Origin of the sequence: Herbaspirillum lusitanum (genome assembly GCF_046025995.1) — a bacterium.
Taxonomy (GTDB): Bacteria; Pseudomonadota; Gammaproteobacteria; order Burkholderiales; family Burkholderiaceae_D; genus Herbaspirillum; species Herbaspirillum lusitanum_A.
This window is the reverse complement of the sequence record NZ_JAQQFM010000013.1, coordinates 23,590-38,214: the sequence shown is the minus strand read 5'-3', so window position 1 is coordinate 38,214 and position 14,625 is coordinate 23,590. Positions and strand designations below refer to the sequence as shown.

12 protein-coding genes are annotated in these 14,625 nt (G+C 61.7%); 1 reads left to right on the top strand and 11 read right to left on the bottom strand.

The features are described 5' to 3' along the window. Window positions 1-2 precede the first annotated feature (2 nt). The gene (locus PQR62_RS23305) at window positions 3-1,310 is read right to left on the bottom strand and encodes a UDP-N-acetylglucosamine 1-carboxyvinyltransferase (RefSeq protein WP_408160457.1); all 1,308 of its coding nucleotides are present in this window, start codon (window positions 1,308-1,310) and stop codon (window positions 3-5) included. A gap of 133 nt (window positions 1,311-1,443) precedes the next feature. Here PQR62_RS23305 and PQR62_RS23300 point away from each other — a divergent pair, with 133 nt between their 5' ends. Beyond that, window positions 1,444-2,745 carry a M20/M25/M40 family metallo-hydrolase gene (locus PQR62_RS23300; protein WP_408160456.1) on the top strand — a complete coding sequence of 434 codons (1,302 nt, stop codon included), beginning with the start codon at window positions 1,444-1,446 and terminating at the stop codon, window positions 2,743-2,745. A 138-nt stretch (window positions 2,746-2,883) separates the two neighbouring features. On the opposite strand, the gene PQR62_RS23295 is transcribed toward PQR62_RS23300, so the two are convergent. The 10 genes from PQR62_RS23295 to PQR62_RS23250 form a co-directional block, all read right to left on the bottom strand. Then, window positions 2,884-3,252 carry a response regulator gene (locus PQR62_RS23295; RefSeq protein ID WP_408160455.1) on the bottom strand — a complete coding sequence of 123 codons (369 nt, stop codon included), beginning with the start codon at window positions 3,250-3,252 and terminating at the stop codon, window positions 2,884-2,886. Between the two features lie 35 nt (window positions 3,253-3,287). Next, complete coding sequence (locus tag PQR62_RS23290; protein ID WP_408160454.1) at window positions 3,288-4,277, bottom strand: chemotaxis protein CheX; 990 nt, start codon at window positions 4,275-4,277, stop codon at window positions 3,288-3,290. 12 nt (window positions 4,278-4,289) lie between these two features. After that, window positions 4,290-4,841 carry a hypothetical protein gene (locus PQR62_RS23285; RefSeq protein ID WP_408160453.1) on the bottom strand — a complete coding sequence of 184 codons (552 nt, stop codon included), beginning with the start codon at window positions 4,839-4,841 and terminating at the stop codon, window positions 4,290-4,292. Window positions 4,842-4,866: 25 nt separating this feature from the next. Further along, window positions 4,867-5,586, bottom strand: a complete 720-nt coding sequence (locus tag PQR62_RS23280; protein ID WP_408160539.1) for a methyl-accepting chemotaxis protein — start codon at window positions 5,584-5,586, stop codon at window positions 4,867-4,869. A gap of 77 nt (window positions 5,587-5,663) precedes the next feature. After that, window positions 5,664-8,087 (bottom strand): HAMP domain-containing protein, encoded by a 2,424-nt coding sequence (locus tag PQR62_RS23275; RefSeq protein WP_408160452.1) that lies wholly within the window; start codon window positions 8,085-8,087, stop codon window positions 5,664-5,666. 192 nt (window positions 8,088-8,279) lie between these two features. Next, a complete protein-coding gene (locus PQR62_RS23270) occupies window positions 8,280-9,731 on the bottom strand; it encodes an FAD-dependent oxidoreductase (RefSeq protein WP_408160451.1) in 1,452 nt (483 codons plus the stop codon). Window positions 9,732-9,741: 10 nt separating this feature from the next. Then, window positions 9,742-10,560, bottom strand: a complete 819-nt coding sequence (gene phnX, locus PQR62_RS23265; RefSeq protein ID WP_408160450.1) for a phosphonoacetaldehyde hydrolase — start codon at window positions 10,558-10,560, stop codon at window positions 9,742-9,744. Then, window positions 10,557-11,687: a 2-aminoethylphosphonate--pyruvate transaminase gene (locus tag PQR62_RS23260; protein ID WP_408160449.1), complete on the bottom strand. Its 1,131-nt coding sequence runs from the start codon at window positions 11,685-11,687 to the stop codon at window positions 10,557-10,559. Before PQR62_RS23260 ends, phnX begins: the two co-directional genes overlap by 4 nt. A gap of 90 nt (window positions 11,688-11,777) precedes the next feature. Next, window positions 11,778-13,457 carry a putative 2-aminoethylphosphonate ABC transporter permease subunit gene (locus tag PQR62_RS23255; RefSeq protein WP_408160448.1) on the bottom strand — a complete coding sequence of 560 codons (1,680 nt, stop codon included), beginning with the start codon at window positions 13,455-13,457 and terminating at the stop codon, window positions 11,778-11,780. Then, on the bottom strand, window positions 13,454-14,578 hold the full coding sequence (locus PQR62_RS23250; RefSeq protein ID WP_408160538.1) for a putative 2-aminoethylphosphonate ABC transporter ATP-binding protein: 1,125 nt from the start codon (window positions 14,576-14,578) through the stop codon (window positions 13,454-13,456). The genes PQR62_RS23255 and PQR62_RS23250 overlap by 4 nt, the downstream gene beginning before the upstream one ends. Window positions 14,579-14,625: the final 47 nt, after the last annotated feature.

The window sequence follows — 14,625 nt, the reverse complement described above, 5'->3', positions numbered from 1 at the left end:
CGTCACTCCGTCTCGGAATCGGTCCACTCCACGCTGGCGCCGACCGAGCGTAGATTTTCCACGAACTTGGGATGCGCGCGCTTGATCGGCAAGGCATTTCTGATTTCAGATTTTCCCTCGATGCTGGCCGCCACCATGAACAGCGCAATCGCCACCCGGATGATGTACGGGCTTTCCACCGAGGCAGGGCTCAGGCGAATACCGCCGAAGGTAATCAGGCGGTGCGGATCGGACAGGAAGACATGGGCGCCGAATTTGGACAGCTCGCCGGTCCAGCCCATGGCGCCGTCGTAAATCTTGTTCCAGAACATCACGCTGCCCTCAGCCTTGACGCCGAGTGCAATGAAGATCGGCAGCAGATCAACCGGCAGATACGGCCATGGCGCGGCTTCGATCTTGGTCAGAATATTCGGCGTGAACGGCTTGTTGACCTTGAGCTGCCCATCCACCTCCGTATACGACCAGCCATCCTGATGGATCACGCGCACACCGAATTTGGCAAAGGTTCTGTCGATCAGGGGGAACTGCTCCGGCGCCGTATTTTTCACGCGGATCTGGCCGCCGGTGATGGCGCCCAGCGCCAGGAAGGTGGCGATTTCGTGGAAATCCTCGCTGAAGCGGAATTCGCCGCCGCCGAGTTTCTTGCCGCCTTCGATCGACAAACGGGAGGTGCCGATGCCGTCGATCTCCACGCCCAGCATCGCCATGAAGCGGCAAAACTCCTGCACGTGGGGCTCGGAGGCGGCGTTGACCAGCACCGAATTGCCGCCGGCCGACGCCGCGCACAGCACAAAGTTTTCAGTCGTGGTGACCGATGCATAGTCCAGCCAGTGGCTGTTGGCCCGCATCTGCGTTTCGGTGCGCACGATCAGCGAGTCGGCAGTTGCCTCGATGGATGCACCGAAGCGTTCGAACACCTCGACATGCGGGTCGATTTCGCGCACGCCCAGGGTACAACCTTTGACATCGTTTTCCAGCCGCGCCACGCCAAAGCGCGCCAGCAAGGGCGGCACCAGCATGATGGAGGAACGCATCTCCTCCGGCAGCCTATGCACGGCCGGATCAAAGCTGGTCAGATGATGATGCAGCTCCAGGATGCCGGTGGAAAAATCCATCGCCACGTCGCTTCCGAACACACGGAAAATATCCAGGATCTTTTTCACGTCGGTGATCTCCGGCACCCCGATCAGGCGCAGCGGCTGATCGGTCAGCAAGGTGGCGCACAGAATCGGGAGGACGGCGTTTTTGTTGGCCGACGGGATGACTTCGCCGCGTAAAGGGCGACCGCCGTGAACGATGAGATTGGACATATTGAGCGCTGAGGGGGAAGAAAGTTGTTGAGCCTGAATCATATCCCGGCCCTGCGTACCGCGCATCGCCGATATAATTGCCCGGCAACAATTTCAGCCCAGCCATTCACGAGCCCGTAGAGAGAATCTCCCCATGACTTTATCCGCAATGTCTTCCCGCCGCGCTAACCACAAGCTTCTGAAACTGCTGATGCTGCCCGCGCTGGCCTTGAGCCTGCAGGCGGCGCACGCGGCGCCTGTTGCACCGATCTTCGATCTGGCGCAGAAAGAGAAACCGGCCATGATAGACACCATGCGTGATCTGGTCGGCATCGAGTCCGGCAGCAAGGATCTGGAAGGACTGGCGCGCATCGCGGCACTCATCAAGGAGCGCCTGACCCAGCTCGGCGGCAAGGTCGAGCTGCTGGACGCGCCCGAGGTGTATCGCATGGACGACACGCAGCCCAAGCTGGGCCAGATCGTGCATGCGGAATTCAAGGGCAACGGCAAACGCAAGATCATGCTGATAGCGCATATGGATACCGTCTATCTGCGCGGCATGCTCAAGGATCAGCCCTTCCGCGTCGACGGCGACAAGGCTTACGGACTGGGCATCGCCGATGACAAGCAAGGCATCGCCACCATCCTGCACACCATCGCAATCCTGCAAAAGATGGGCTTCAAGGACTACGACACGCTCACGGTGCTGATCAACGGCGATGAAGAAGTCAGCTCACCCGGCGGCCGCAACCTGCATACCAAATTCGGCGCCCAGCAGGATGCGGTGTTTTCGTACGAAGGCGGCGGCACCGACGGCCAGTTGCGCCTGGCGACCAGCGGCATCGGCGCCGCTTATCTGGAAGTCGCCGGGAAATCCTCGCATGCCGGCGCCTCTCCGGAAAAAGGCGTGAACGCGCTGTATGAACTCTCGCATCAGCTGCTGCAACTCAATGCGCTGTCGCAGCCTGAGCGCGGCCTCAAGCTGAACTGGACCGTGGCGCAGGCCGGCACCAACCGCAACGTCATTCCGGCCACCGCCAGCGCGCAGGCCGATGCGCGCGCGCTGAAAGTCAGCGACTTCGACGAACTGCAGGCGCAACTGAACGAAGGCATCAAGAAACAGCTGATTCCCGACGCCAAGGTCAGCGTGAAGTTTGAAGTGCGCCGCCCGCCGCTGGAAGCCACCCCGGTTTCGCGCAAGGTCGCGGCCCACGGCAAAGCCATCTATCAGGAAATCGATATGCCGCTGAACGTGGCGGAAATTGCCACCGGCGGCGGCACCGACGCCGCGTTTGCGGCGTTGAAGTCCAAAGGCGCGGTAATCGAAGGCATGGGCCTGAGCGGCTTCGGCGCGCACTCCAACAGCGCCGAATATGTGCAGCTCAATACCGTGGTGCCGCGCCTGTATCTGTCTGCGCGTCTGATCATGGATGTGGCGCAGGACAAGGTGAAATAAGCCAGGCAGCTATCGCGCCGGCAGCGGCGCCGTAGCGGAATCAGGTGCATGAAAATGAAAAAGGAAGGGCCTTGCGGCACCTTCCTTTTTTTATGGCGAGTTTGCGTTGCGCAGCCCCGACAGCCGCCGGGATCAAGATCAGACGCCGACCAGCTTCTTGAAAGTCGGCAGTACGGCATCGCCCTTGAACGGCTTGACGATCCAGCCCTTGATGCCGGCCGCCTTGCCGCGTTCTTTCATGATCGGCGAATTTTCCGTGGTCAGCATGATGATGTTGACGCTGGCGTTGCCGAGTTCGCTGCGGATCTTCTCGGCCATGGTCAGGCCGTCCATGTTGGGCATATTGACGTCGGACACCACCAGTTTGATGGCCGGATCGCCCTTGAGTTTGTTGAGGCCATCGCGGCCGTCTACCGCCAGCGCCACGTCGAGGCCGTTCTTCTTCAGGAAATCGCCCACTTCTGCGCGGACGGTGCTTGAATCGTCGACTACCAAAATCTGTGCCATGAGTGTTCTCTTGTGAGGTGCGTGATTAAAATGACTTAAAACAATTCCAGTTCGCCCGAGTTGCACAGGTCTTCGACTGAGGCCTGGTTTTCTCTGAAGTCGTCGGGCGACCAGCTGAGGTTGAAAATAAAGCGTTGCTGCAGGCAGACCGGGCGACGGTCGCTGCCCTCCTTGGCGCTCAGCACATACTTGAAACAGAGCTGTGCATCATCCGAGCCGAAAGAGATGTAGCGGCGACCGTGGTTGACCACGATGGGAACTTGCGCCAGATGGCCGGCGCCGGCCGCTTGTATCTCATTCTGTGCAATGAAGCGGTTCTTGAACCAGCCCCAGATCAGATTGGTGATCTCTGCCAGCGTATTGTTGAGCTGGCGGAAATTGTCTTCATCGCCGTTGCCGGAACTCTCTTCCCCCAAAGGCGGCGCAATGCGCAGCAGCGACTCTTCTTCCGCCTGCAGCATCATGTAGCCGCGGCACCAGTTGCTCTCCAGCGGAATCAGCGTGAACAGCTCGCCGAAGATGATGCGGTCGCGCACCAGATAAGGCGTTTCGACCTCGACGTTCCAATCCTGAAACTGGTTTTCCAGCACACTCTTGCTAAGTTCGGCAATGCCGCGCACCAGCGCATTCGGATAGCGCAGGCTGAAGATGGATTTATCCAGCGCCTCCTGCAAGGAATCGATGTCGTCGATGCGGTAGATCGCCGCAAACAGACGGGCGTCGCGCGCAGCGATCTGTACGCCGTCGGCTTCGCGCTTGCGCCGCAGGAACAGCGGCAACTCGGGCCGGATCTGATTGATCTGGCGCGCCAGACCGCCATCGCCCTGCGCCAGACCGGCACAGCTTTCCGACAGCATCACACCGCCCAGATCGACGTTGCTGCGCAGCACCGTCATCAGATGTTCTTCCTGCACCCTGAGCCCGACCAGGCCGCTGCGCTCGCAAAAACCGCGAATGGTGTCGTGGCAATCGGCGTCGTTGTCGAGCACCAATACCTTGCTGATGAGTTCGGCTTGCCGATCCATGGTTTTCTCCGTTCAGAACAATTCGAGTTCGCCGGTACTGCCGCCCAGTTCTTCCGCACTGACTTCGAAATCGATATCGGCATAGGCAGACACCGTCAGGCTGACGTGAAAACGCCGGCTCTGGTCTATGTCCACCGCGAAGTGCTGGATGTGCTCGCAGTTGAGCGTTTGCAGATAGGCGGCGCACTGGGTGTCGATGACGTTCGGCGTCGACATGCCGATATGCGGAAAGAAGCTGCCCAGATCGCGGTTGAGAATCCCGCAGCACAGGTTGCCGGCTTCAGCAATGGCATCCATGAAGCTCTGCTCATCCATCTCGGCCGACTCCAGCCGGTTCAGGCGCGCGAAGTGTTCCTGGGTGCCGCGGTCCGGATTGAAATAGAACATCACCATCAGGCGGAACAAATATGACGAGACCGTCAGCACCACCATTTTTTTCTCGGGGATGTCACCGATATTGGCCAGCACGCTGACTTCACAGGCGGCGTCGGAAGGCACCAGGCTTTGCCTGAGCGCTTGGGTCAGCAAGGTGTCGAAACCGTCTTTGGCTGATTGACTGAGCATGATGATCGATGGGATGTGAAGTGAATCAGGCTGCCAGCGCTTCCTTGGTCTTCTTGTTGATCAGGTCGAGGCCGATGATGGCGCCGATGATCATCTTGCCGCCGGCCTGCAAGTCCTGGAAGGTAGTGGTCGTGATCAGGTCGTTCTGATACAGATTGCTGCGATAGCTCTTCGAGAGTTTCTCGGCGCGATGCGCCAGATCGCGCACTTCCGACGCCACGACGGCAAAGCCGCGGCCATGCGCGCCGGCGCGCGCCGCCTCAATTGAAGCATTGAGCGCCACGATCACCACCTGATTGACGATCAGCGAAAACTCATCGTTCTTGCGATGCATCTCGCGGTTATGCGTGATCAGCACATTCATGTCGTCATGCCAGCGCTCGAAGGTGCGCATCAGCCCCAGCAGATTACCGATGGTTTCCTGCGAAGCGTCGCAGTTTTGCAGAATACGGGCCATGCTTTCCGAGTTCTGCGAACTCAGGCGGGTCACCACTTGTTCGTTCTCACTGCGCATGCGCGCGAGTTCCTGATCGCTCTCATGTCGCTCTCTGTACAGTTCCAGCTGCTGCTGTTCCAGATTGGCCTGCTGCGCCTCCAGCGTGAGCTGCACGTTGCGCTTGAGGATTTCGACCTGTTCCAGATCGATCATGCGCGCCAGTCGCGCCTTCAAGCGACGCATCTGCAGCAGCCAGGGAAGGCTTGCCGCCACGGCGCCAAGCAAGACCAAGAGAATGGAATTCAACATCATGATGCTTTCAACTTTCCGGAAACATGAACCGCCTGTGGTCCGCCCATGCGGACTACAGGCTTACAGCAAAACGCTCAAGCCACCTGCGGATCGCCGCTCAGCGGCAGATTGACCAGGGGGGCTGGCGGCTCCTGACCAGCCAGCGGGTAAGGCACATCGATGCCATCGACTTCAACGGCGACGTTTTCCGGCAGCATCACGATGATCTGGAACGGTCGGAAGTCAGCCCCCTCATTGCGATCCAGGAAGCGGATTTCAATCTGGCCATGCTCGCGGGTGACGAAGTCCAGCACCGCATCCATGCCGACACCGCGACCGGACACGTCAGTCACTTCGCTACGCGTGGAGAAGCCGGCGCGCATGATCAGACGTGCTATGTCGGCATCGCTCATGACCTGATCGACGCTGATCAGATTCTTTTCGATGGCGATGCCGCGAATCCGCGCCAGCGCCAGACCGCGACCATCATCGGTCAAAGCCATGTGCAGCAGATTGTCCATCACGCCCAGTTCCAGCCTGATGGTGCCGGCCTCCGGCTTGCCCAGCGCCACCCGTTCTTCGGTGCTTTCCAGGCCGTGATCCATGGCATTTCGGATCAGGTGCATGAAGACATTGGTCAGCATCGACGAAGAATGCGCGTGGATCACGTAGCCGTTGTCTTCGATCTCGACATTCGGCGCCGCCTTGCCGAGCTCGGCCGCCAGCGCCGGCAGCGATTCGATCACGCTCCTGAGGGTCTCGCCGACAGGTTCCGTGCCGAGCAGGCGCAGCGTCTTGCGCACCGCGTTACGCACGGCCACCAGCTCATGCAGATTGGCGGTGTTGACGGTTTCCAGCTTGTGCAGGCTTTCCTGAATGTGCTTGCGGTCGATGGTCAGCGTGTGGCGTTCCTCCACCTGCAGCGCGTTCGCGTCCTTGCTCTGACGACCGAGCGTCACTTCGCTGATGCGTGCATAGCGGTCGACGATGGCGCGCACGCGCACCAGCTCCTGCAACAGATATTCCTGATCCCAGACTGCACCGCTTTCAGGATGGCGCAGATCTTCGTAGTGCTGCTCGGCGTCGTGCACGGCGTTGGCCAGATGCAGCAGGCCGTAGGTGCGGCCGTTTCCCTTGATGGTGTGCATGTTGCGGAACAGTTTGGCGACCGCGAAGGCAGTCGCTTCCGGGTTCTGATGCACGATCTGCTCGTTCTCTTCCAGGAAGCGGCGCGAGCTGGCGATGAAGTCCTGGAACTTGACGGTGCTGACCGCGAGGATCTCGCCTATCATTTCCAGTTCATGTTTCTGCTCGTTGGCTTCGGCCGCCAGCTGGCGCAGCTCTGTGACGTCGCGTACGCACAGCATCAGACGAATCACCTGATCGGCGTCGTCGGTAATCGGCGACCAGCTCAGATCGAGAATCTTGACGCGGCCGTCGGCCATGGTCTTCTCGACTTCGCCCACCATCAGGTGTTCGTTGAACGCGAAGTTCATTACGTCTTCGCCTATGCAGGCGCCGCCGATGGCCTCGATCTGCGACAAGGTGTCGGCGCCCAGCGAGGTGCCGGAGAACACCAGTTCCATCACATCGCGGCCGCCGATGTCGGTGGTTTCGAATACGGTTTCAAGGAAGGCCGAATATTCCGGATGCACCTTGTTGCCGTCGACGATGGTCAGAATGCCCTGCGGAATGTTTTGCAGCATGGCCTGCATGTCGGCGGTCTTTTGCCTGAGCTGAACCGAAGCCTCCTGAATCTTCTCTATCATGCCGTTGAAGGCGACGATGGAATGCCCCACTTCATCCATGCGCTGCACCGGCAGACGCCGCGTGAAATCCTGGCTGGCAGCGATCTCGCTCATCATCTTCTGCATGCGGCTGATCGGGCCGGTGATCTGGCGGTACAGCAGCAGACCGAAGCCGCCCAGCAGCAGTACCGCGACCGCCGTGACCATCGAGATCGCGGTAGTAGTCGTGGCGAGATTGCTGTTGAGCGAAGTGATGGCGCTGTCCTTGCTGCGATTCTTTTCGATGCGCAAGGTGTTGACGATGCCTTCCAGCTCCGCCTGATACTGCACCACGCCGCCGAAGAAGGAGGCTTGCGCAATCTCGTTCTTGCCGGCCAGCTTGAACTTGGCGGTGTTGTCGATGGCGCCGAAATAGTTGTCCAGACTTTCCTTGGCCTGATCGATCAGACCGCGCTGCGCCACGCCGTCAGCGTGTTTCAGTTGCAGCGCCAGTGCACTTTCAAGAGCGGCTTTTTTTTCGCTCAGTTTTTCGTTTTCCTGCACCACCAGCTGGTTGTCGGTTTCAGTGACCATCACCATTGCCGCCAGCTGAACATCCTTGAGCTGCCCGACCAGATCGGACGAGGCCAGCACGCTGGGCACCACGCCTTCGGTGACGGATTTGACTTCAACGGCACTGCTGCGTGACTGAAATACGGCGTAACCGCCGATGGCGGCAATCGCGATAAAACTGAGAATGACAAGCAAGGTAATGCGCAGGCGGATAGTCATGTTCTTGTTCCCCGATATCAGAAGCGACTCGTTGGTCGCGCTGATGCCGGCCGCAACGAATCTGTTAGCGGGCGCATTGTTGCATCGTAGTATTACTACTCAATGACAGTAAATTTCTGATCAGCAATAAAAAATTGCCATTTGCACATCAATGGAAATCGTTTGCCATGGCCGCTCAGCGGCGCTTCGGACTCATACGCCCTGCTTGCCCGCATCCACCTTCTCGGCTTCATCCGCCTTGGATGCCATGCGCGCAAATCGCGACAGATAGCGATCGATGGCATGCGGCGCCGTACCTGCATCTTCGCAGCGCTCCTTGCGGCGGATGGCATCGCGTACCAGCATCGCGCCGCACCAGCGCACCGGTTCAGGCGGAAACGAGGCCAGCGGTCCGCGCGTCAGGACGGAACGGGTCCAGGCGTTGTCGGCGCCCAGCAGCAGCGAAGACAAAATGCTGCCGCCCAGATAGCTTTGCACCACGCCATTGCCGGAATAGCCGAAGCCGTAAAAGATGTTGGCATGCTTGCTCAGCCGGCCGAAGAAAGGAAAACCGGTGGCCGAACGGTCCGAAGCGCCGGTCCAGCTGGCGGCAATCGGCACCTCTGCCAGCGCAGGGAAAAATGTCTGCAGCGCTTGCTGCAATGGCGAGCGATAGCGGCTGGGCTGGTCGAAACGCCGCAGCATGCGATTGCCGAAGGCGATTTCATTGCCGCCTTTGCCCAGCATCAGGCGACCGTCCGGCGTGCTGCGCCAGTAATGCACAAAGGTGCGCAGATCGCATACCGCCTGGCCCCGATCAAGTCCGATGGCGGCGACCAGATCAGGCCGCGGCTCGGTGATGACCATGTCGGAGGACACCAGCACCACGTCGCGCGCAAATTGCGGAAACTGGCGCGCCATGTCGGCATTGGTCGCCAGCACAATTTGAGTAGCGGTGATGCATCCGGCGCCGGTTTGCACTTGCGGACGTGCCGACTGGCGCAACTCCAGCATGGATGTTTTTTCATGGACGGCAACGCCCATCGCCAGCGCCACACGACGCAAGCCACGCACCAGCCTGGCCGGTTGCACGCTGCCCGCGGCATCGGTGAACACGCCGTGGCGCATGCGCGCGCTGCCGGCCAGCGATTCACATTCTGCGGCATCGACGCTGCGCCAGCGATTGATGCCCTGCTTTTGCAAGGCCTGCAACACGCTGTCGATGGCGCCGACCTGGGCATCGTTGCTGGCCGCATATACAGCGCCTGCGGTACGCACTTCAGCGTCGATGGCATGCGCGCGGCAGAAGTCTGCAATCTGGGTCACCGCCTGCTCGGAGGCCTGCACCAGCCGCGCTGCTTCGGCTGCACCGAACAGTTGCGCCAGCGACAGAAACTTGGTCGACCAGGTCAGCATGCAACCGCCGTTGCGGCCTGAGGCGCCGGCGCCGCACAGGTCGCGTTCGATCACGGCGATGCGCCAGTCCGGCCGCGCCTGACGCACCATGATAGCGGTCCATAGTCCGGTGTAGCCGCCGCCGACGATGCATATATCGACATCCAGATCGCCTTGCAGCGGCGTCGGCGCATTGCCTTGATTGGCCGGATCACGCTGCTCGGCGGCCAGGGCCTGCTGCAGCCAGAAGGGCCGAAAAGTCTCGCTCATGCCTGTCCCTTCAGGGCCGTTCGCCGCTCAGCAAACGCTGCTCGATCAGATCCAGCACGGTCGGCAGTTCGGCCACGGTGTCGATCACGTAATGCGCCCCCGCTCCTTGCAAAGTGGCCGTGGCCGGACGGCGGCGTTGCTCGCGTTCCGCCTCATCCAGCGCCAGCCATTGCTGCGCATTCAGACCGACTTCATTGCCGCTGGCCGCCAGACCGACAGTCCACATGCCGGCACGCAAGCCCTCGACGATCCCGGGCGCAGTGTCGTCTACCTTGACGCAGCTGCGCACATCGCCTACGCCCAGTTCCAGCACATTGGCCAGAGCCATCCACGGTCCCGGGCGCCCGCCGGCGCGCAGATCATCGGTGGCAATCGTGCAGTCGGGCTGATAGCCGGCGGCAGCCGCAATCGGCAGCAAGGCATCCATCACCACGCGCGGATAGCCGGAGCAGGAACCGATCTTCAGACCGCGCTGACGCAGACAGGCTACGGCATCGAGCGCGCCCGGAATCGGCTGCGAATACAGGCCGACGCGCGCCACCTGCAGCGGCATGAATTCGGCATACAAGCGATCGACGTCGGCGTCGCTCATGCGTGCGTCGAAACGTTTGCGCCAGCGCTCGGCGACGGCCGGCAGATTGCCCAGCGCGCGGATGTGATCCCACTTGGCCAGCCCCATGGGCACCCGCGCTTCCTGCATGCTGATCGGCACGCCGACGCTGGCGAACACATCCAGCAGCACCTGAGTCGGCGCGAAGGATCCGAAGTCGACGATGGTGCCGGCCCAGTCGAAGATCACTGCTTCCAGTTGTTGATAGTGCGATGTCATGCGAATGCTCCGGTTTCAGCTTGCCACTCCGTGCTCCAGCCCAGCTCATCGATGGCCTGCGCGATGGCGGCCACGGCCTGATCGATTTCCGCGTGGTCGATGGCGCCGATGCAGCCGACGCGAAAGGTTTCGATCTGGGTCAGCTTGCCCGGATACAGCACGAAGCCCTTGTCGCGCACCGCCTCATAGAAGCGGCTGAAATCGTAGCCGGGATGTCTGGGCGCGTGGAAGGTGGCGATGATGGGCGCCTGCAATTCGGGCGGTAGCAGACTGCGAAAACCACTGCGCTGCATGCCGGCCAGCAAGCGCTCACAGTTGTTGCGATAACGCGCCAGGCGCGCCGGCTGACCGCCCTGTTCGATGTATTGATCGAGCGCCGCGCGCAAGGCCGCAACCACATGCGTCGGCGGCGTGAAGCGCCATTGCCCGGTCTTTTGCATGTACTCGTATTGGGCCAGCAGATCCATGGACAGCGAATGCGAATTGCCGCGCGAGGCCAGCAGACGTTCGCGCTGCACCAGTACAAAGCCCATGCCGGGCACGCCTTCCAGACATTTGTTGGCGGAGGCGATCACGGCCTCGGCCTGCAGCGTCCTCAGGTCGATCGGCAAGGCGCCGAAGGACGACATGGCATCCACGATCAGCGCGCGGCCGGCCTCGGCCACCACCGCTGCCAGTTCGCGCAGCGGGTTCAGAATGCCGACGCTGGTCTCGCAATGAATCACGCCGACGTGAGTGATGGCAGGGTCGCTTTGCAGAATGCGGGCCAGTTCTGCAGCATCCGGAGCTACGTCATCGGCGCTGTGGCTGAGCACCACCTGGCGCCCCATGATTTCTACCGCCTGCGCCATGCGTTTGCCGTAGGCGCCGTTGGCCAGCACCAGCAACTTGCCGTCGCGCGGCAGCAGTGTGCCGATGGCGGCTTCCACCGCGAAGGTGCCGGAACCTTGCAACGGCACGCAGACATGGCTGGCGCCGCCGTTGACGATCTCCAGCAAATCGCGGCAGACGCTGGCGGTGAGCTGATTGAAGGACTGGTCCCACGAACCCCAGTCGGTCAGCATGGCCGACTTGGTGCGCAGGCTGGTGCTCAGAGGTCCGGGTGTGAGGAGGATGGGATCGCGCATGCTTTTTCCTGACATCTAGATGAGTTTAAAGATCCAATAAAACCGGGAACGTGTCCCGGTTGGGCGGAGTTTGCGAAGCTCAGAGATGGCTCAGCGTGCTCCGTTACGCCAGCGCTGGCTGCGCCGCATCAGGCCATTCGAAGCCAGTGCCAGCAGCAGACATACCAGCGCCGAGCAGGCCACGATCAGCGTCGCCATGGCGGCTGCGGCCGCGGTGTCGCCGGCATCGTCCATGTTCAGCACCGCCACCGAAGCCAGCATGGTGTCCGGCGTGTAGAGAAAGATCACGGCCGAGACCGTAGTCATGGCGGAGACGAAGAAATAGCGCGCAATCTGCAGCAAGGCCGGCAGGCAGCTGGGCAGACTCACCCGCCACAAGGTCAGCCACACCGAGACCTTGAGCGAGGCCGCCACTGCTTCGAAATCGGCATCCAGCTGTTTCAGGGCCGTGGTCGCCGTGAGATGGGCGGTGGTGTAGAAGTGCGCGATGGAACAGCACACCAACAGCGCCATGCTGCCGTACATGCCGTGCAGCGGATTGCCGGCGGCGTTGAAAAAGAAGATGTAGCCCAAGCCCAGCACCAGCCCGGGCACTGCCATCGGCAACATCGCCAGGGCATGCAGCGCGCGGCGCGCGGTGCCGGCCACGCGCAGTTTTTCACTGCACCAGGCGCCGAGAAACACCAGCAAGCAGCCCAGCAAGGCGGTGCCGCCCGCCAGCTTCAGGCTGTTGAAGAAAGCGCCCCAGCCGCCGCCATCCACATCATCGAAGTTGAAATGCGCAAAGGTCAGCGTCAGCTTGTAGGGCCACATTTTCATGAAGCCGGCCGCCACCGCCGTCAGCAGCATCGCCAGCAGCCATACGCCGACCAGCACGCAGCACAGCAAGGCCAGCGCGCGCGCCAACGGGCTGGCCAGCGGCCGCAGCGGTTGCGCCTTGGCGGTCGCCAGCGCCGCCTGCCGCTGGCGCAGCCAGCGATCCACGGCAAACGACAGCACCGCCGGCAGCAACAGCATCAGGCCGATCACCGCGCCGCGTGCAAAATTCTGCTGGCCGATGACCTGCTTGTAGGCCTCCACCGCCAGCACCGGAAAACGGCCGCCTATTACTTTCGGCACACCGAAGTCGGTAATCGTCAGGGTAAACACCACCAGCCCGGCCGATACCAGACCGTAGCGTGTGGCCGGCAAGGTGACTGTAAAGAACTGACGCAGACGACCGGCGCCAAGCGCCGTCGCTGCTTCGTACAAACGCGCATCGCCGGCCGCCAGCGCAGTCAGCAGAATCATCACCGCGTGCGGAAAGGTGTAGAAGGCTTCGCCGATCAGAATCCCGGCAAAACCGTAGATTCCGCCATTTGGAAACCAGCTGTTGAGCACGCCCTGATTACCGAACAGGTAGACCAGCGAAATCCCCGGCAGCAGCGAAGGCGCCAGCAGCGGGATCAGTGCAATACCCTGAAACAGCGGCTTGCACGGCATGGTGGTACGCGTAATCGCCATCGCATACAGATAGGCCAGCGGCAGCACCAGGAACGTAGTCGCCAGCGAGACGGCGACGCTGTTGCCTATCAACAGTCCCAGCCCTGGTTGCTGCAAGGTGCTGATCAGCGCCGAACCGCCGAAGGCTTGCCCGAGGATCGCCACCAGCGGCAGCGCCATGAAGACGAGCATTAACAGCAGCAACAGCCAGGCCAGGGCGCCGGCCGAGTGTTCGCCCGGCGCCGCCAGGCTGCTGGGCTTCCAGGGCCAGTGCAAACTCAAGATCATGCCTGGGCTCCTGCCGCAGAGTGCTCCGCCTGTTTGGCGGCGCTCGCGGGGTAGGCCTTCAGGCGCGCAGCGGTCAGCGACAGAGGCAGGCTGGCGCGCCCCGGCAAGCCGAGCGCGGCCAGTTGCTCATGCGTGACGTCGGCGCGCAGTTGTTGATGGTTCCAGGCCGCCACCGTGAGCCCGATGCGATAGATCGGGCCCAGCAGCTCCAGCTTGTCGACGCTGGCCATGACCTGCCCCGGCAAGGCCGCATCGCCGCCATGCAGGCTTACTTCTTCCGGCCGCAGAAACAGCTTGAGCGGCTGTCCGTCCTGCAGTTGCGGCTGTTCGGCATGGCCGGGCCAGACCGGCATCGCCATCTCTTGCATGCCGATACGCAACCCGCCTTTGCCGTCGGCGGTGGCATCCAGCCAGTTGCCCTGCCCCACAAAGCCGGCCACGAAACGGCTGGCCGGGTCGCGATAGACCTCCAGCGGCGCGCCGATCTGTTCGATGCGGCCGCCATTCATCACCACCACCCTATCGGCCATCAACAAGGCTTCTTCCTGATCGTGGGTGACCATGATGGTGGTGACATGAAGTTTTTGCTGCAGCGATTTGATTTCCAGTCGCAGATGCTCGCGCACGCGAGCGTCGAGCGCCGACAGCGGCTCATCCAGCAGCAACAGGCCGGGCGCAGTCGCCAGTGCGCGCGCCAGCGCCACGCGTTGTTGCTGGCCGCCCGACAATTGCGCCGGATAGTGGCCTTGCAGATGCTCCAGCCCGACCAGCGCCAGCAGTTCGGCGACCCGCGCCTGACGCTGCTTGCGCGGCCCGCGCAGGCCGTAGGCGATGTTGTCTGCGGCGCTCAGATTGGGAAACAGCGCATACGACTGGAACACGATGCCGTAGTCGCGCTGGGCCGGCGGCAGGCGCGTGATGTCGCGCCCCTGCATGGTGATGCTGCCGGCGTCGGTCAGGTCCAGTCCGGCGATCTGGCGCAGCAAGGTGGTCTTGCCGCAACCGGAAGGGCCGAGCAGGCAAACGAACTCGCCCTTGGCGATATCCAGATCCAGATGTTGCAATACGGTGCGCGCGGCGAAGCTTTTTTCCAGGCCGCGAATGCTGAGGTAGGAAGACATGGCGGCGCCCGCCGGCGCAGCATGACGGCCGCTGCCCGCGCCACGGC